Source organism: Halomonas cupida (assembly GCF_900142755.1).
GTDB lineage: Bacteria > Pseudomonadota > Gammaproteobacteria > Pseudomonadales > Halomonadaceae > Halomonas > Halomonas cupida.
The window spans coordinates 173,474-190,517 of record NZ_FRCA01000006.1 but is presented as its reverse complement, the minus strand read 5'-3'; the positions used below and the strand labels follow the sequence as shown (position 1 = coordinate 190,517).

The 17,044-nt window shown below is 61.2% G+C and carries 13 protein-coding genes; 8 read left to right on the top strand and 5 right to left on the bottom strand.

What is annotated here, in order from left to right; genetic code table 11:
- Nucleotides 1-703 precede the first annotated feature (703 nt).
- The 3 genes from BUE38_RS12765 to glrR are packed head-to-tail and all read left to right on the top strand — an operon-like array spanning nucleotide 704 to nucleotide 4,195.
- A complete protein-coding gene (locus tag BUE38_RS12765; RefSeq protein WP_073435600.1) occupies nucleotides 704-2,197 on the top strand; it encodes a sensor histidine kinase in 1,494 nt (497 codons plus the stop codon).
- Nucleotides 2,194-2,784 carry a hypothetical protein gene (locus BUE38_RS12760; RefSeq protein WP_234986960.1) on the top strand — a complete coding sequence of 197 codons (591 nt, stop codon included), beginning with the start codon at nucleotides 2,194-2,196 and terminating at the stop codon, nucleotides 2,782-2,784. The genes BUE38_RS12765 and BUE38_RS12760 overlap by 4 nt, the downstream gene beginning before the upstream one ends.
- 19 nt (nucleotides 2,785-2,803) lie before the next feature.
- On the top strand, nucleotides 2,804-4,195 hold the full coding sequence (gene glrR, locus BUE38_RS12755; protein WP_073435599.1) for a two-component system response regulator GlrR: 1,392 nt from the start codon (nucleotides 2,804-2,806) through the stop codon (nucleotides 4,193-4,195).
- Here glrR and xseA read toward each other — a convergent pair.
- The 5 genes from xseA to BUE38_RS12730 all read right to left on the bottom strand — a co-directional run bounded on the left by xseA (nucleotide 4,158) and on the right by BUE38_RS12730 (nucleotide 10,010).
- Nucleotides 4,158-5,507 carry an exodeoxyribonuclease VII large subunit gene (gene xseA / locus BUE38_RS12750; protein ID WP_073435598.1) on the bottom strand — a complete coding sequence of 450 codons (1,350 nt, stop codon included), beginning with the start codon at nucleotides 5,505-5,507 and terminating at the stop codon, nucleotides 4,158-4,160. The genes glrR and xseA overlap by 38 nt on opposite strands.
- 148 nt (nucleotides 5,508-5,655) lie before the next feature.
- Nucleotides 5,656-6,960: an AbrB family transcriptional regulator gene (locus BUE38_RS12745; protein WP_234986958.1), complete on the bottom strand. Its 1,305-nt coding sequence runs from the start codon at nucleotides 6,958-6,960 to the stop codon at nucleotides 5,656-5,658.
- Nucleotides 6,961-7,012: 52 nt separating this feature from the next.
- Nucleotides 7,013-8,518: a tripartite tricarboxylate transporter permease gene (locus tag BUE38_RS12740; RefSeq protein ID WP_073435597.1), complete on the bottom strand. Its 1,506-nt coding sequence runs from the start codon at nucleotides 8,516-8,518 to the stop codon at nucleotides 7,013-7,015.
- A gap of 59 nt (nucleotides 8,519-8,577) precedes the next feature.
- Nucleotides 8,578-9,030 carry a tripartite tricarboxylate transporter TctB family protein gene (locus BUE38_RS12735; RefSeq protein ID WP_073435596.1) on the bottom strand — a complete coding sequence of 151 codons (453 nt, stop codon included), beginning with the start codon at nucleotides 9,028-9,030 and terminating at the stop codon, nucleotides 8,578-8,580.
- Nucleotides 9,027-10,010 carry a Bug family tripartite tricarboxylate transporter substrate binding protein gene (locus BUE38_RS12730; protein WP_073435595.1) on the bottom strand — a complete coding sequence of 328 codons (984 nt, stop codon included), beginning with the start codon at nucleotides 10,008-10,010 and terminating at the stop codon, nucleotides 9,027-9,029. The genes BUE38_RS12735 and BUE38_RS12730 overlap by 4 nt, the downstream gene beginning before the upstream one ends.
- A gap of 180 nt (nucleotides 10,011-10,190) precedes the next feature.
- On the opposite strand from BUE38_RS12730, the gene BUE38_RS12725 reads away from it, so the two are divergent.
- From BUE38_RS12725 to guaA, 5 genes are all read left to right on the top strand, one after another.
- Nucleotides 10,191-10,859 (top strand): response regulator, encoded by a 669-nt coding sequence (locus BUE38_RS12725; RefSeq protein WP_073435594.1) that lies wholly within the window; start codon nucleotides 10,191-10,193, stop codon nucleotides 10,857-10,859.
- 16 nt (nucleotides 10,860-10,875) lie between these two features.
- Nucleotides 10,876-12,345 carry a sensor histidine kinase gene (locus tag BUE38_RS12720; RefSeq protein WP_073435593.1) on the top strand — a complete coding sequence of 490 codons (1,470 nt, stop codon included), beginning with the start codon at nucleotides 10,876-10,878 and terminating at the stop codon, nucleotides 12,343-12,345.
- On the top strand, nucleotides 12,342-13,418 hold the full coding sequence (locus tag BUE38_RS12715; protein WP_073435592.1) for an ABC transporter substrate-binding protein: 1,077 nt from the start codon (nucleotides 12,342-12,344) through the stop codon (nucleotides 13,416-13,418). The genes BUE38_RS12720 and BUE38_RS12715 overlap by 4 nt, the downstream gene beginning before the upstream one ends.
- A 137-nt stretch (nucleotides 13,419-13,555) precedes the next feature.
- On the top strand, nucleotides 13,556-15,025 hold the full coding sequence (gene guaB / locus BUE38_RS12710; protein WP_073435591.1) for an IMP dehydrogenase: 1,470 nt from the start codon (nucleotides 13,556-13,558) through the stop codon (nucleotides 15,023-15,025).
- Nucleotides 15,026-15,135: 110 nt separating this feature from the next.
- The gene (gene guaA / locus BUE38_RS12705; RefSeq protein WP_073435590.1) at nucleotides 15,136-16,713 is read left to right on the top strand and encodes a glutamine-hydrolyzing GMP synthase; all 1,578 of its coding nucleotides are present in this window, start codon (nucleotides 15,136-15,138) and stop codon (nucleotides 16,711-16,713) included.
- Nucleotides 16,714-17,044 lie beyond the last annotated feature (331 nt).

The following is a 17,044-nucleotide window of genomic DNA, read 5'->3' as shown; positions in this document are numbered from 1 at the left end:
TTGGAGACGGTTTTTGACGAGTTATTGGCCATTTCATGAGGAATTTTCGAAAGTCACCAAGGTTGTTGTTTTTAACTATATGAAAGTAAAGAACATCTAGGGATTATGGCACGAAGATGGCATTGTCTATAGCGAGCAGGGAAGGTGACTGGTTCAGTTTCATGTCATCTTCCGGGCCAGCTCGGAACCTCACTGCCCTGCGTGTTCTCGAGTTGACCCAGCGTCTGCTCCGCGCGATGTGCGACACAAGGTTGCGATGAGACGGTACCGGCTGTCGTGGCACGGACAGGTATCGATAGAAGCATGGATGCTCTGGCACGGATGCCACCCCCCAGCTCGATGAACGCTGGGGTACACATAGCTTGCACGTTGACGCTTGCGGCAGAGCGGCGACGCAATGAACGAGGCAGGATGGTTCGCCATCCAGGTATCGATGACCCAGTTCCTGGTAATGCAGGTGTCGATACGGCTTCGGGCCTTCGGGCCACTGGAAGATGGTTCAATGGACTGACCAGGCGGTCAATTGATCCGTTTTTCAACCCCTTCAGTTCCCTGCGTATTCGGGCCGGCTCTGCCGGCCCTTTTTTTGAACCGGTTTTCTCGCATCGTGAAAAGGGAAATCGAAGGGGATGCAGGCGGATTCTGGTATCCTCTGGATGGAAAGATGAACGTTTCATTCACTTCCCTTCATAGATCGTTGGCCATGACTTCTGCCGCAACGCGCCGTTGGCGACCCCGCTCACTACTGCAACTGGTTCTGCTCGCATTCCTGGTCGTCACGCTGCCTCTGGGAGTGCTGATGTACCAGGCAGGTCAGGCTCTCGCCGAGCTTTCACGGCTGGCAGAGGTCAGTGCCCGCCAGGCGGTTGAGGAAACTCGCCGTGCTCGCACGTTGGGAGCTCTGGCGGTGGAAATGGAGCGTGGTGCCAGGCAGTACGAAGTGGTACAGCAGGATAGCCTGCTGGAAATCTTTACCGAGCGGTTGGAGGAGTTCGGTGAGCTGCTGGAGCAGCAGCGACGATTGCTGGCTGACAGCCCGGACGTCGACGCGCTTGAAGGCCAGTTGGATGAGCTGGCCCAACTGCCGGAGCTGTCAGCAGAAGAATACAGTGAGGCCCTGGTTCAGTTCACTGCCTTCTCGGACCATGTCGAGGGGATGCGCCAGGAGACCAACGTACGCATCGACCAGCGGCTCGATGCGATACGTGCCCGGGCTCACGACGTGCAGAAGCGACTATGGTGGCAATCTGGAGCACTGGTGTCGGCGAGTCTGTTGCTGATGCTGCTGTTCACGAGGCTGATCATTCGCCCGGTACGCCAGCTGGAGCGACGGATTCTCGGCATCGGCAGTGGATACCAGGACACGAACACCGCACGGCGTGTTCAGGGACCGGCCGAACTGGTGGCTCTGGGCGAGCGCCTCGATTGGCTGACCGCTCGACTGGATGAGCTGGAGGCCCAGAAGCAGCAGTTCCTGCGCCATATGTCGCATGAGTTGAAGACACCATTGGCCAGTGTGCGTGAAGGGTCGGCACTGCTGTCCGATGGAGTCGCTGGCGAGATGACTGCGCGTCAGCGCGAAGTCCTGGAGCTGATCGACGCCAGTGGCGCCGAATTGCAGCGGCTGATCGAACAGTTGCTGGATTACAATCTGCTTCAGCATTCGCGCTCTGCGGCAATCGCGCGTCTCGATATGGCAACGGTGGTTCGTGAGGTGCTGGCGAAACATCGCCTGGGCCTTCAGTCCAAGGACATGCGAGTGGAAGTATTCTCGGGGCCGTTGAATTGGTGTGCCGATCACCAGGCAACGACCAGAGTACTCGACAATCTGATATCCAATGCCGTGGCCTACGGCGAGGATGGTGGTGAGCTGCTGATCCGCGCACGCGCTCACCACGACCGGTTGGAAGTGGAAGTGGCCAATAGCGGTGAGCCGATTGCCGAACAGGATCGTCCTCATCTATTTGAAGCCTTCTATCAGGGACAGGCGCGACGCAAGGGAGCACTCAAGGGCTCCGGCATAGGATTGTCTGTCGCCGCCGACTGTGCACGTTTGCAGAACGGCCGCCTGGATCTGGTGGAAGACCCGCATTGGGCAGTGTGCTTCAGACTGACACTGCCCGTGGCCATGGTTCAGGAAGAGCAAAAGCAGATGTCTGCGGAGACAGGCAGCAACGCAAGGGATTTGACGATATGAGACAAGGGGTTGAGGTGATGCAATTCAGCAAGCGATCGAGTGCACGTCTGCTGCAGTCAGTGGTGTTGGTGACCTTCATGGGAACACTGGCAGGCTGTGAGCTGCTCCCTATGGAGCGAGCCTCGCACCCGGTCAAGGTCGTTGACGATACCGACCTGGCCTCCTGTGATGCAGAGGTACCGAACTTTGCTGAATCCCCATGCATGCTCACCGAATGGGTCGCCTTCGGGTTGGCCTCGCAACGTGGTGATCGTGAGTGGCGCGACAATATGCTGCCTCGCCTGGAGGGACACGCTCCCGAGCAGCGCTTGAGTCGCGCCGTGGTCATGAGTTGGGGCAGCGAATCCCAATGGGATCAGGCATCGGAGCTCTACAAGGCCGATCTGCAAGCTGCACCCAGTGAACTGCAACCCTTGTTCCGTTATTGGCTGAATGAACTGGAAGGACGTCGAAAATCCCTGCAGCGCGTTGGCCAGGAGCGGAGCGAAGTGGCTCGCTTGACGGAAGAAAATCAGGCTCTTGCCGACAAGCTCGAAGCCATGACCGCGATCGAACAGAGTATCAACCTGCGTCAACAGGTGGAGTAGAGCCTGTGGAGAATCCGAGATGAAGCAAGTCGCAACGACCCCGAGCGCCAGAACTTCGGCCCACATCCTGCTGGTCGATGACGATGCCAGCCTACTCAAGTTGCTGGGCATGCGTCTGGAAAGCCGTGGTTATCGTGTGACCACTGCGGAAACCGGACGTGACGCCGTCAAGCGTCTGGAAGAAAACCGTCCCGACCTGGTGTTGTCGGATCTGCGTATGGATGAAATGGACGGCATGGCGCTGTTTCAGGAAATTCAGCGGCGCATGCCGGGCCTTCCGGTCATCATTCTGACGGCTCACGGGTCGATTCCCGATGCGGTGAGCGCTACCCGTCAAGGGGTATTCAGCTTCCTGACCAAGCCGGTGGATCGTGATGAGCTTTTCAGCGCCATCGATGATGCACTGGCACACCTGTCCGGCAGTGGTGAAGGTGATGACAGCTGGCGGGAAGAGATCATTACTCGCAGCCCCGAGATGGAGCGCATCCTCGAGCAGGCACGCATGGTGGCCGGCTCTGATGTCAGCGTATTGATCACCGGCCCCTCCGGCTCCGGCAAGGAGCTGCTGGCCAACGCCATTCACAAGGCCAGTTCGCGTGCCGACAAGCCCTTTGTGGCGATCAACTGCGGTGCACTGCCGGAGCAACTGCTGGAAAGCGAATTGTTTGGTCATGCTCGCGGAGCCTTCACGGGAGCCATCAGCGAGCATGGTGGCCTGTTCCAGGCGGCCGATGGCGGTACCCTGTTCCTCGACGAGATCGGCGACATGCCGTTGGCGCTGCAGGTCAAGCTGTTGCGTGTGCTGCAGGAACGTCAGGTCCGACCGCTGGGCTCGACATCATCGGTACCGGTGGACGTTCGCGTATTGTCGGCGACCCATCGAGATCTTGATCTGGCCATGCATGAAGGCGAGTTCCGTGAGGATCTGTACTACCGCCTCAATGTGGTCAACCTCAAGCTGCCGCCACTCAAGGATCGCGCCGAGGACGTGCCGTTGCTGGTCAAGCACCTCGTTGCCCAGGCGGCCTCGCGTCACAAGCCGTTCGTCAAGGGCTTCTCGCCCGAAGCCATGAACCTGCTGGCGACCAGCGCCTGGCCGGGCAACGTGCGCCAGTTGGTCAACGTCGTCGAGCAGTGTGTGGCGCTGTCCAGCGCACCGATGATTCCCGAAGCCCTGGTCGCTCAGGCGCTGGTGGCGGAGGAGAGCGCGCTGCCGACCTTCAATGATGCCCGTGCCGGTTTCGAGCGCAGTTATCTGGTCAAGGTACTGAAGATTACCGAGGGCAACGTCACTCAGGCGGCACGAATTGCCGGGCGCAACCGCACTGACTTCTACAAGTTGCTGTCACGCCATGAACTGGAGCCCTCTGCCTTCAAGCCGGGGACTCAGGCAGGTGCCTTGCCTCACTGACCGTCAACGTCAACTCGCCTTCACCCAGACGTGCGGTGAGGGTGTCTCCCGGCCGAGTCTGGTCCGCGTTGCGGATCACTCGGCCGTTTTCATTGCTGAGAATGGCATAGCCGCGACCCAGCACCGACAGCGGACTGACGGCCTGCAGCTCGCGCATGCGTGAACCGAACTGGTCTCGGTGGTACTGCAGGTTATTGCGCTGGGCAGCAAGCAGGCGCTGGTTCAGGCGCCGGTGATCCTGACGCGCCTGGGTCAGGTGATTGGCCGGATTGCGAAGGGACAGGCGGCGAGCGAGGTCCTGCTGATGGCGTTGATGGATGCCGAACGAGGCCTGCAGTGCCCGTGCCAGGCGTTGCCGCAACTGGCCAAGTGCTTCCCGCTGACGGCGCAGCCCCTCCCCAGGATGACGCAGGCGCAGGCGAAGGTGGTCGAGGCGTTGGGCCTGCTGGCCAAGCTGGTGATGCTGGATGCGTGCCAGACGCTGGAAAAGTTGTTCAAGACGTTGGCTCAACTCAGGGGCGGATGGCACCAGACGCTCGGCAGCGGCGGAGGGTGTCGGAGCACTGGCATCGGCGGCCAGATCGGCAAGACTGGTATCCACCTCATGGCCGATGGCGGCCATCACCGGCAGGCGTGAATGATGAATGGCACGCACCAGATGCTCGTCATTGAAGGCCCAAAGGTCCTCGAGACTACCGCCGCCGCGGGTGATCAGTACCACGTCGCGCTCCGGGTCCAGCGATGCCTGGCGATTGAGCAAGCCGAGTGCAGCGATGATCGAGGGGGCGGCCTCGGTGCCCTGTACCGGCACGGGGATCAGCGTGACCTGTGCCAGTGGCCAGCGCTTGCCGAGTACCGCCAGCACATCACGAATTGCCGCACCGGTCGCCGATGTCAGTACCAGCAGATGGCGGGGTGGAAAGGCCAGCGGCCGCTGGTTGACGAACATGCCCTGCTCGGCAAGGCGGGCCTTGAGTGCCTCGAGGGCAGCCAGCAGAGCACCGATACCTGCAGCCTGAACGGCTTCGGCGATCAACTGATAGTCGCCACGGGGCTCGAACAATGACACTCGGCCTCGCACCCGAACCAGGTCGCCATCGCGCATCGGGGTAGAGACGAAACGAGCCTGCTGACGAAACAGCACTGCACGTACCTGAGCACGATCGTCCTTGAGGGTGAAATAGACATGCCCCGAGGATGGACGTGATACCCCGGACAGCTCGCCTTCGACCCAGCATTCCGCGAGTTCCGACTCCAGTGCCTTGCGAGCCTGGCGATTGAGGTCACTGACCGAGAGGACCTGTTCGCTCATGCAGGCGACTCCTGTAGCTGTTTTTCAGGGCGTTTTTCAGGGCGTTTTCCAGAGGGGTTTCCAACGCGCTTTTCAGCACGCAGCCTGGCACGATCCGCCCTGTGTGGGGCACGGTCGTTGTGGTGAGGCGAGGCATCAGGGCATGGTATCAGCTCCTGGTGCGTGTCAGGTACCGCCTTATCAGCCCCAACAGTATCGGCATTGCCAGTATCAGTACGGTGATCCGTAGGAGATGGTGGGAAGTGACAAAGGCGGGTTCGATGTCGAGGGACAGGGCGACCAGGCTCAATTCCGGCGCGCCACCGGGCATGTAGGCCAGTAGCGCCGCCGCCATGGAGTAGCCGGTCAGCAGATGGCCCAGCCAGGCCGCCAACACTGCCAGAGCCGTCAGCATCAACGCCTGAACCACGGCAAGCCCCAACTGGCGAGCCATATCTCCCAGAGCGACGCCGACAAAGCGCACACCCACCGAGGTACCGATGATCACCTGAGCCAGTGCCACCAGCAACGGGGGCAGGGCGGCGTGGGTGATGCCAGTGAAATGCAGGACTGACGAGACCAGTGCCGGGCCGAACAGCAAGCGGTTGGGAAGCCGCAGTAGGCGTCCAAGCCAGACGCCGAGTACTGCCGCGGCGATCAGCCAGGCAATATCCTCGGCAGCGGGCATCACCAGCCACTGTGTTGCCATGCTGCTGCCGGAGCCCAGGTCGATATGGCCGATCGCGCCGAGAATCGGTGGGATGGCCAGCAGCAATACCAGGATTCGTACTGCATGGCTGATGCCCACAGCGCGCAGGTCGGCACCGGACTCATGAGCCATCAGCAGCAGTACCGAGAGGCCGCCTGGCGCACCGGAATAGAGGGCGGTATCCAGCGATTGTCCCGCCACCCGCCAGGAAAACCAGACCGCCACCACCATCATCGCGGCGGTAGCGGCCAGCATGATTGCCAGACTCAGTACCCAGCTTGTCAGATCACCGGACAGCTCGGGAGTAAAGGCCGAACCGAGCATGACCCCGATGATCACCAGTACCGCCTGGCGCGCACGCCCCGGTGAGCCCAACCGGATGCCTGCCAGGCTGGTCAGGGTGGTGGCGATCATGGCGCCGAGCAGCCAGGGCAGTGGCAGGTGGCAAAGCCAGGCGATGCTGCCGCCGATGGTGCCAAGCGCCAGGGTGGGGAGGTAACGCAGTAGTCCTTGAGCTGCAGCTGGCGAGGGCAGGTTCATCATGATTCCTGAATAATGAATGACAAAGTCCCGGGCGGAACCCGCCCGGGACAGCAGGGAGCCATGCTCCCCTGGTGCGCTATTATTAACATGGCAATCAAATAGCTCATCCTGATCGATTTGATTTTCGTCCGCACCACACTGGCGCAGATGCTCGGATCTGCTGGTGTGATGCGGTCTCGCGTCGGCCTGATGGCCGACGGCGGCACTTTCCTGTGCCGCCATTAACCCAACATGAAAGCATGCCGGGTTAATAAATGCCGCTCAGGTCGGAGGTTCAGGCCGAGCGGCTGGTGCGCACTGCGCTGAGGCGTCCGAATAGCCACGGCAGAATCAGCAGGGCGGCAGCGGCGATCCACAGGCCCAGCGAGATACCGGACTGCCAGAGGATGCCGGTATCGCCGCCACTGATCGCCAGGGCGCGGCGCAGATTTTCCTCCATCAGGCCACCCAGTACATAGCCGAGAATCACCGGTGCGAGGGAAAAGCCGAGCTTGCGCAGCAGGTAACCGAAGATACCGATAATCAGCATCAGATAGATGGCCGTCAAATCGGAGTGCAACTGGTAGACGCCGACGAAGGACAATATCGCAATGCCGGGCACCAGCACCCAGCGCGGGATCGTCAGCACGCGGGCGAACAAGCCGGCCAACGGTAGATTCAGGGCCAACAGCACGATATTGCCGATGTACAGTGAGGCGATCAGACCGCCGGCAACTTCCGGGTTCTCGCTGAACATCATCGGTCCGGGGGTGATGTTGTAGAGCATCAGAGCGCCGAGCAGTACCGCGGTGGTGCCGGAACCGGGAATGCCGAGGGTCAGCATGGGGACGAAGGATCCGGCAGCGGAGGCATTGTTGGCTGCCTCGGGGGCGGCGAGGCCGCGCCAGTCACCCTTGCCGAAGGTGCCCTCCTTGTCACACAGACGTTTCTCGGTGGTATAGGACACGGCACCGGCCACCGAAGCGCCGGTCCCCGGTAGCACACCAATGATGAAGCCCATCAGGCCGGAACGCAGCATGGTCCACTTGCACAACATCACTTCCTTCATGCTGACGAATACTCGACCCAGTGGTGGCAGCTCGGCCTCGCTGTCCTTGCGGTTGGCGTGCTCGAGCATCAGCAGAATTTCGCTGATCGCGAACAGGCCGATGATCATCACCACGAAGTCGATGCCGTCGTAGAGCTCGGGCATATCGAAGGTGAAACGCATGACACCGGTGCCGGAATCGACCCCCACGGTAGCAATCAGCACCCCCAACACCGCCCCGATAGCGGTCTTGATCGGGTCCTTGCCCATCATCACCGACATCGACGAGAAGGCGAAGACCATCAGTGCGAAGAACTCGGCAGGTCCGAACAGTACGGCGGCACGGGCCAGAAGCGGAGCGAACAGGGTGAGCCCCAGGATGGCAATGGTGGCGCCGACGAAGGAACTGACTGCAGATAGACCCAGTGCGGGCCCGGCCAGGCCTTTTTTGGCCAGCGGGTGCCCGTCGAGTGTCGTCATCACCGCGCCGGCATCGCCGGGCACATTGAGCAGAATGCTCGACATGCGCCCGCCATATTCGGCGCCGGTATAGATACCGGCCAGCATGATCAGGGCGGATTCGGCGGGCAGACCCAGGGTGTAGGCCAGCGGCATCAGGATGGCGATACCATTGATCGGCCCGATGCCTGGCAGGGCACCGAACAGGGTGCCGAGCAGGGCGCCGAGGAAGGCGAGCCCAAGGTTGAGCGGCGTGAAGGCCACGCCGAAACCATCAATCAGAAAATCGAACATGTCATGTCCTTGCCCGGTTTGTCATTCAGTGATTCCTCAACTGATTGGCATTCGGTGGGTCAGCCTAACCAGCTACCACCAGGCAGGGTGATGCCCAGCCCCAGAGTGAACAGCCAGTAGCTGCCGATTGCCATCAGCACACCTGTTGCCACCGCCTTGAGCCAGCTGGCCGAGAACAGCCGTGCCAGGCCAGCGATGACCAGGCCGGAACTCATCAGGTAGCCGAGACGCTGAAACAGCAGCGCATAGATCAGCAGGAGCCCCAGTACGGCGAGCAACTTCAACGCAACACCGGCACTGGGCCACTCGCCGTTCTCACCCGGGCGTATCAGCAATACCAGCGAGAGCAGGGCGAGAATGATGGCCAGCCCGATGGGGAAGGCCTTGGGGCCTACCGGGTCATAGCTGAACGGAACTTCGAGAGACAGGGCCTGGCTGGCAATGAATGCCGCCAGACCGATCAGTGCAATGGCCAGACCGCGATCCGCGGTCCGGCTGTTGAACAGACTCATTGTGTCAGGCCCACTTCCTGTGCAAGTTCCTTGAACCCGGCGACCTGCTGCTTCACGTAGGCATCGAACTCATCACCGAACATGGCCATCGGGAACAGCCCCTGAGCCTCGCGCAGGGTGGCGAAGGAGTCGGCTTCAGCAAGCTGCTGCAGGCGCTCGCTCCACTGGGCGTAGGCTTCATCGCTGACTTCCGGGCCCATGTAGTAGCCGCGCCAGATCGGCCACTGCACGTCATAACCCTGCTCGGCGGCAGTGGGGATATCGGCGTAGGGGCCACCGACACGCTCCTCGGAGAGTGCCGCGAGGACACGAATATCACCGCTTTCAAGCTGGGAGCGCAGTTCGGACAGGTCACCGGTGAACACCTGAATATGGTTGCCCAACAGCGCCGCCAGAGATTCACCGCCGCCCTCGAACGCCACATAACGCAGTGCGCGAGGATCGATGTCGGCGGCACGAGCGGTCAGCGCGGCCTTCATCCAGTCCTGACTGCCCACGGTACCGCCGGCACCGAAGGCGACCGAAGATGGATCTTCCTTGAGCGCTGCCATCAGTTCGTCAAGGGTTTGCCAGGGGGCATCGGCTCTGACCACGATGGCACCGTAGTCGACGCCGATGGCACCGAGCCAGCGGACCTCATCGGCGTCATACTGACCGAACTTGCCCAGTGCCAGGTTGACCGCCGCGCCGGTGCTGGCGGCAACGATCAGGTTGGGATCATCGGTACGCACGCCATTGACATGGTTATAGGCCACCGCGCCGATACCACCCGGCATGTAGGTCACCAGCATCGGGTCCTCGATCAGACCTGCTTCCAGCAGCCCGTTGGCAGCGAGACGACAGGTCAGGTCATAACCGCCGCCAGGTTTGGCCGGGGCAATACATTCGTCGTTGTCGGCCGCCTGGACACTGGATGACAGCAGCGCGCCCCCCAGCAATACGCTGCCCAGCAGCAGTGATAGTGAAGTGTTGGAATTCATGGCAGGCTCCTTGAAGATTGTTGTTCGCGCTTGGAGATTGTTGTTGTCGTTTTGAGGTTGTCGTTTTGAGATTGTCGCTATCGCGAGTCGTAGGGGACCATTTGTGGCAGGGTTGATGCTAAACAGTGGACCTTTCATCAACCTGTCATCCTGCAGGTCACAGGGGGAGACTTTGGTCTAATGAGATTGCTGCTGGTGGAGGATGATGAACTGATCTCGCGCTCGCTGGGTCAGGCACTGACCCGGCTCGGCAATAGCGTTGAGGTCTTTGCCAGTTGCCGTGACGCGCGAGCCGCCCTTCAGGGAGCGCCCTTTGACCTGGTGGTGCTGGACCTGGGGCTGCCTGATGGTGATGGACTATCGCTGCTCGAGGAAATACGGCGACGGGGCGACAGTACCCCGGTGCTGATACTCACCGCACGGGACGGTCTGGATGACCGGGTGCGAGGGCTCGATCTCGGTGCCGATGATTATCTGGCCAAGCCCTTTCAACTGGCGGAGTTGGAGGCGCGCGTTCGGGCGCTGTTGAGGCGCAGTCAGCAACGTACCGACAACTGTCTGAGCCTGGGGCCGCTGCGCTTTGACCCGGCCACCGGCACCAGTTGGCTCGATGATGCCCCTCTGGACCTTCCCCACCGGGAGCGCCTGCTGTTGGAAAGCCTGCTGCTTCACGCGGGTAACATCGCGCCGCGGGAGATCCTCGAGAACCGCCTGTTCGGCTTCGGCGAGGTGGGCACCAACGCCCTTGAAGTCTATGTCAGCCGACTGCGCAAGCGGCTCAAGCAGTCCGGCCTGCATATCCGCACCTTCCGTGGGCTCGGCTATCGCCTCGAGGAGGACGACTCGTGAGCCAGGACGATAGCCAGTGATAACGGTCACGCGGTCGATCAAGTGGCGCATGGCCATGTGGCTGTTGATCAGTGTGCTGGGACTGGGGGCGCTGTTGATGCTGGAGGCCTGGCAGAGCAGCCGTCAGGCCGCCGAGCGGGCCTTCGATGCGCAACTGGCGGCAGCAGCCCTGACCGTCAGTGAGGCGGTGCAATGGCGGGACGGTGTCCCCGAGGTGATCATTCCCCCGGCGGCGTTGCAGATTCTGGCGACATCCAGCGAGGAACGGGTCTTCTATGCAGTGCTGGATGCCGATGGCCGGCAACTGTCGAGCAATTGGCCGTTGTGGCCCGTGCCCGACGCCCTGCAGACATCTCTGGGGCAGGCGCCGGACTCCGCGCCGCTGGTGGTTGATCAGCCGACGCTCCATGGCAGCTTGCGCCTCTACGGCCGTGAGGTGTCCTCGGCGGGCTGGGTGGATCAACAGCCGGTGCAGGTCTGGGTCGGTCATACCCTGAGTGGTCGTGAGCAGTTGACCTGGGCGCTGTTCCGGCAGGCGGTATCGCGCTTCCTGATCATGGTCGTGCTGGCGGGGCTATTGATGGCGTTGACCATCCGCTATGTGCTGGCGCCGCTGCGGCGTCTACGTCACCAGTTGCGTATGCGGGATGCGGAAGACATGGGGCCGCTGGAAGCCCACGTCCCTCGGGAAATCCGCGAGCTGGCGGAGACGCTTGATCATCTTTTTGCACGCCAGCGGCAGGGGCGGGAGGACCTGCTGCGGTTCACCGCCGATGCCAGTCATCAGCTCAAGACACCGCTGGCGGGTCTGCAGACTACCACCGAGCTGGCATTGCGCAGTGACGACCCAGACCATTGGCGAGAGGCATTGGGAGCGGTTCACGACAGCGCTGCACGAACCAGTCGTCTGGCGAGTCAGTTGCTGTCACTGGCGCGCCTGCGCCATATCCAGGGAGATGTGACCCAGACGTCACTCGAGCTGACCGGGCTGGTGCGGGAAGTGGCGCTGGATTGGGCCGGTCGCGAACAGGCTCGCCATCACGACCTTGGCCTCGAGCCGTTACCACCGGCGCCGGTGATGGTGACCGCGCAGGACTGGGCATTGCGCGAGCTGCTGGGCAATCTGATCGACAATGCTCTGCACTACACGCCGGCGGGGAGTCGCATCTCGCTGATGGTCAATCGTGAAGGAAAGGACGTCTGTCTTGCCGTGCTGGATGATGGCCCTGGCGTCGCGTCCGAGGCGCTGGAGCGACTTTGCCGCCCCTTCGAGCGCGCCGGCCGCCAGGATACCGAAGGTTCAGGGCTGGGGCTGGCCATTGTCGAGACTATTGCACAGCGTCTGGGTGGGCGTGTGCGCGTCACCAATCTGCAACCCCATGGCCTGCAGGTGGCGCTCTGGTTGCCTGAGGTACGGTTGTCGGGGGCTGGGCTGCCAGAGAAGCGTGGGTTGCCGGGGGACAGTTCGGCGAGAACGGAGGTATGACGATGCGAGCCCTGATCTTCCCGGTATGCTGGCTGTTGCTGATGAGCCCTGCGGCCTGGGGCACCGTGTTTCCCGACGAGCCCCGTGCCAGGACGCCATTGGTGATCTCTGCGGCGCTGGACCTGAGTGTCGTATCACCGCTGCTGGAGGCCTTTCAGGCTGCGCATCCACGAATTGATGTCGACTTCCGGGAAGACACAACCCTGGCGGTCAATGACAGCGTCAGCAATGGCCCGCCAGCACCGGATGTGGTCATCAGCTCAGCGATGCCATTGCAGATGGCTCGCGTCAATGATGGTTGGGCAAGGCGTCTGGACTCTCCCCAGGCCAGGGCATGGCCGGACTGGGCCAAGTGGCGCAACGAGGTATTCGGTTTTACCTTCGAACCGATCGTGATGGTCTACCGACTGGACCTGGCGCGTCATATGCTGCCGCCGCAGACCCATGCCGATCTGCAGCAACTGCTGACCTCCCACGCCGAACTGCTGGATCGCCGTGTGACCACCTACTCTCCTCAGGTCAGTGCCATCGGCTATACCCTGTCGCAACAGGATGCCCGCTATTCGACGAGATTCTGGGAACTGGTCGATGCCATGGGGCAACTGAATGCGGGATTGGAGCGCGATACCCAGACCATGCTGGAGGGCATCAACGAGGGGCGTTATTGGCTGGGCTACAACCTGATTGGCTCCTATGCCATGGCCTACGCCCAGCACCATCCGGATATCATCGTTCAGGTGCCCATGGACTATTCGCTGGTGATGATGCGCATGGTGTTCGTGCACCGTGACGCCGAGCACCCCGAGGCCGCCGAGACCTTCGTCAATTTCCTGCTGGGACCGGAAGGGCAGCACGTACTGGCCGGGCAGACGCCATTGTTCAGCCCCCTGACCGATATGGCCGGCCCCTGGACCGCTCGGCGCCTGCGTGAGCAGGTGGGAGAGCATCTCTACCCGATTCCGCTGGATGCCAGCCTGTTGGCCTTTGTCGATCCGGCTCGACGTGAGGCATTCATGCGTCAGTGGCGAGAGACTTTCGGCTCCGTGGAAGATAGCCCCTCAGCATCGCCCTGAGTCAGCGTCGTCGTGGAGCCCCGCCATGGCAGGGGAGGTCGTGATCGCTACGGCACATTGCCAGAAAACGGCAAAAAACGTTATAATGGGCGATTAACTTCTTCCCTCCCTCACCAGCTCAGTGGGTGTTGCCGATTATGCTACGTATGGCCCAAGAAGCGCTTACGTTTGACGACGTATTGCTGGTTCCCGGCTACTCCGAAGTCCTGCCCAAGGATGTCAGCCTCCGGACCCGCCTGACCCGAGATCTCTTCCTCAACATTCCCCTCGCTTCCGCTGCCATGGATACTGTTACCGAAGCTCGTCTGGCGATTGCCATGGCGCAGGAAGGTGGCATCGGTATCATCCACAAGAGCATGAGCATCGCTCAGCAGGCCACGGAAGTCCGCAAGGTCAAGAAGCACGAGAGTGTCATCGTCAAGGACCCGGTCACCGTTGGGCCCAAGGCCAAGCTGGCAGACCTGCTGGCCATGGCGAAGGAAAACGGTTTCTCTGGTTTTCCTGTGGTCGAGGGAGAGCTACTGGTCGGCCTGGTGACCGAACGTGACATGCGCTTCCAGCCCAACCACGGCGATAGCGTGGCTGACATCATGACCCCGCGTGAGCGTCTGGTGACGGTGGCGGAAGGCACGCCCCTGGATGTCATCAAGGGCAAGATGCAGGAGCATCGTGTCGAGAAGATGCTGATCGTCAACGACGACTTCCACCTGCGTGGTCTGGTCACCTTCCAGGATATCGAGAAGGCACGTACCTTCCCCAGCGCTGCCAAGGATGCCGATGGTCGCCTGCTGGTAGGGGCTGCAGTGGGTACTGGACCGGAAACCCCGGATCGTGTGGCGGCTCTGGCTGAAGCCGGTGTTGATGCGATCGTCGTGGATACCGCGCATGGTCACTCCAGAGGCGTGATCGAGCGTGTGCGCTGGGTCAAGGAGCACTTCCCGAAGATTCAGGTTATCGGTGGCAACATTGCCACGGCCGCTGCCGCCAGAGCGCTGGCTGAGGCTGGCGCGGATGCGGTCAAGGTCGGTATCGGCCCCGGCTCGATCTGTACCACTCGTATCGTGGCCGGCGTGGGTGTACCGCAGATCAGTGCCGTATCCAACGTTGCCGAGGCGCTCAAGGAGTTCGATATTCCGCTGATCGCCGATGGTGGCGTGCGCTTCTCCGGTGACATCGCCAAGGCGGTGGCCGCGGGTGCCAGCTGCATCATGGTCGGTGGCCTGCTGGCGGGTACCGAGGAGGCTCCGGGTGAAGTGGAGCTGTTCCAGGGTCGTACCTACAAGGCCTACCGTGGCATGGGCTCGATGGGCGCCATGGCGCAGACCCAGGGCTCCAGCGACCGCTACTTCCAGGACAAGGATGACGGTGTCGAGAAGCTGGTGCCGGAGGGCATCGAAGGCCGGGTACCCTACAAGGGCATGATGAGCGCCATCGTTCACCAGTTGATGGGCGGTCTGCGGGCCTCCATGGGCTACACCGGTTGCACCACCGTCGACGAGATGCGTACCAGGCCGGAGTTCGTCAAGATCACCGGTGCCGGCTTCAACGAGTCTCATGTTCACGATGTCCAGATCACCAAGGAAGCGCCCAACTACCGTGTCGGGTAAGCGTTGAGCCAACGGCACGACATCAATGAGCTGGAAGCGGTATTACCGCTTCCAGCTTTTCGCTTTCGGTCACTTTCCTCTTTCGGTCTCTTTTCCGCAGGTAAGCCTTCATGAGCGACATTCACGCCCACAAGATCCTGATCCTCGACTTCGGATCCCAGTACACCCAGCTGATTGCCCGTCGTGTTCGCGAGATCGGCGTTTACTCCGAGGTTCGCGCCTTCGATATCAGCGAAGAGGAAATCCGCGAGTATCAGCCCAACGGTATCATCCTCGCCGGTGGTCCGGAGTCGGTGACCGAACTGGACTCACCGCGCGCACCCGCCTGTGTGTTCGAGATGGGCCTGCCGATCCTCGGTATCTGCTACGGCATGCAGACCATGGCCGAGCAGCTTGGTGGCAAGGTAGCCGGTTCCAACAAGCGTGAGTTCGGCTACGCCCAGATCCGTCTCGATGCCGAGACGGCACTGTTCAAGGACATCAAGGATCACGTCGATACCGAGACCGGTCGTGGTCTGCTGGACGTGTGGATGAGCCATGGCGACAAGGTAGCCGAGGCACCGGCGACCTTCACCGTTACCGCCTCCACGCCGAGCTGCCCGATTGCTGCCATGAGCTGGGAGGAGAAGCGCTTCTACGGCGTGCAGTTCCATCCTGAGGTGACTCACACCCTGCAGGGCCAACGCATCCTCGAGCACTTCGTGGTGGATATCTGCCAGAGCGAGTGCAACTGGACGCCGGCGCAGATCATCGAGGACCAGATCGCGCGGGTGCGTGCTCAGGTTGGTGATCGCCATGTGCTGCTGGGCCTGTCCGGTGGTGTCGATTCCTCGGTAGTCGCGGCACTGCTGCACAAGGCCATCGGCGATCAGTTGACCTGTGTCTTCGTCGACAACGGCCTGTTGCGCAAGAACGAAGGTGACCAGGTCATGGAAACCTTCGCCCAGCACATGGGTGTGCGCGTCATCCGTTCCGATTCCGAGCAGCTGTTCCTCGACAAGCTCAAGGGCGAGAACGACCCGGAGCAGAAGCGCAAGATCATCGGCAACACCTTCATCGATGTGTTCGATGAAGAATCCTCGAAGATCGATGGCGTCGAGTTCCTGGCTCAGGGCACCATCTATCCCGATGTGATCGAGTCTGCCGCCTCCAAGACCGGCAAGGCGCACGTGATCAAGTCCCACCACAATGTCGGCGGCCTGCCCGAGGACATGAAGCTCAAGCTGGTTGAGCCGCTGCGCGAGCTGTTCAAGGACGAGGTGCGTAAACTCGGCCTCGAGCTGGGCCTGCCCTATGACATGGTCTATCGCCATCCCTTCCCGGGGCCGGGTCTGGGGGTGCGTATCCTTGGCGAAGTGAAGAAGGAATACGCCGACATCCTGCGCGAAGCCGATGCCATCTTCATCGAGGAGCTGCGCGCTGCCGGCTGGTACGAGAAGACCAGCCAGGCCTTTGCCGTCTTCCTGCCGGTCAAGTCGGTGGGTGTGGTCGGCGATGGTCGTCGTTACGAGTGGGTCATCGCCCTGCGCGCCGTCGAGACCATCGACTTCATGACCGCCCGTTGGGCGCACCTGCCCTATGAGCTGCTGGAGAAGGTCTCCAACCGCATCATCAACGAGCTGGCCGGTGTATCACGGGTGACCTACGACGTATCAAGCAAGCCGCCTGCGACTATTGAGTGGGAATGATCGTCTGGGGAAGCGGATGAGACCTAGTCTTGCCGCACCTCCCACGTCATACACAAGCCTGCCGTTATCGGCAGGCTTTTTTTATTGCCGAACGTAGTTCGGCTAAGATTAACTAGGCTTAAGTCGGTGAGACTGCGGTCGATAGAGCGGAGCAGAAAGCGCAGCATGATGGGAGTCGCATGGAAAAGATGCCGTCCCCTGACGGTAGAGTGTCTATCCATGCGATTTTTCGGTCACACTCGTAGATCGTTTTAGCCAGTAGCGTTAGTCGAGCTGATTTTTTACGTTGCGCGTGTTAAAACATTCGCTTCTTATGGCATTATGCATTATT

Excerpts from the sequence above, each read along its gene's own strand:
- guaA (WP_073435590.1), top strand. The coding sequence starts at position 15,136 with ATGAGCGACATTCACGCCCACAAGATCCTGATCCTCGACTTCGGATCC.
- guaB (WP_073435591.1), top strand. The coding sequence starts at position 13,556 with ATGCTACGTATGGCCCAAGAAGCGCTTACGTTTGACGACGTATTGCTG.
- BUE38_RS12715 (WP_073435592.1), top strand. The coding sequence starts at position 12,342 with ATGACGATGCGAGCCCTGATCTTCCCGGTATGCTGGCTGTTGCTGATG.
- xseA (WP_073435598.1), bottom strand. The coding sequence starts at position 5,507 with ATGAGCGAACAGGTCCTCTCGGTCAGTGACCTCAATCGCCAGGCTCGC.
- BUE38_RS12760 (WP_234986960.1), top strand. The coding sequence starts at position 2,194 with ATGAGACAAGGGGTTGAGGTGATGCAATTCAGCAAGCGATCGAGTGCA.
- BUE38_RS12725 (WP_073435594.1), top strand. The coding sequence starts at position 10,191 with ATGAGATTGCTGCTGGTGGAGGATGATGAACTGATCTCGCGCTCGCTG.
- glrR (WP_073435599.1), top strand. The coding sequence starts at position 2,804 with ATGAAGCAAGTCGCAACGACCCCGAGCGCCAGAACTTCGGCCCACATC.
- BUE38_RS12765 (WP_073435600.1), top strand. The coding sequence starts at position 704 with ATGACTTCTGCCGCAACGCGCCGTTGGCGACCCCGCTCACTACTGCAA.
- BUE38_RS12730 (WP_073435595.1), bottom strand. The coding sequence starts at position 10,010 with ATGAATTCCAACACTTCACTATCACTGCTGCTGGGCAGCGTATTGCTG.
- BUE38_RS12740 (WP_073435597.1), bottom strand. The coding sequence starts at position 8,518 with ATGTTCGATTTTCTGATTGATGGTTTCGGCGTGGCCTTCACGCCGCTC.
- BUE38_RS12745 (WP_234986958.1), bottom strand. The coding sequence starts at position 6,960 with ATGGCGGCACAGGAAAGTGCCGCCGTCGGCCATCAGGCCGACGCGAGA.
- BUE38_RS12735 (WP_073435596.1), bottom strand. The coding sequence starts at position 9,030 with ATGAGTCTGTTCAACAGCCGGACCGCGGATCGCGGTCTGGCCATTGCA.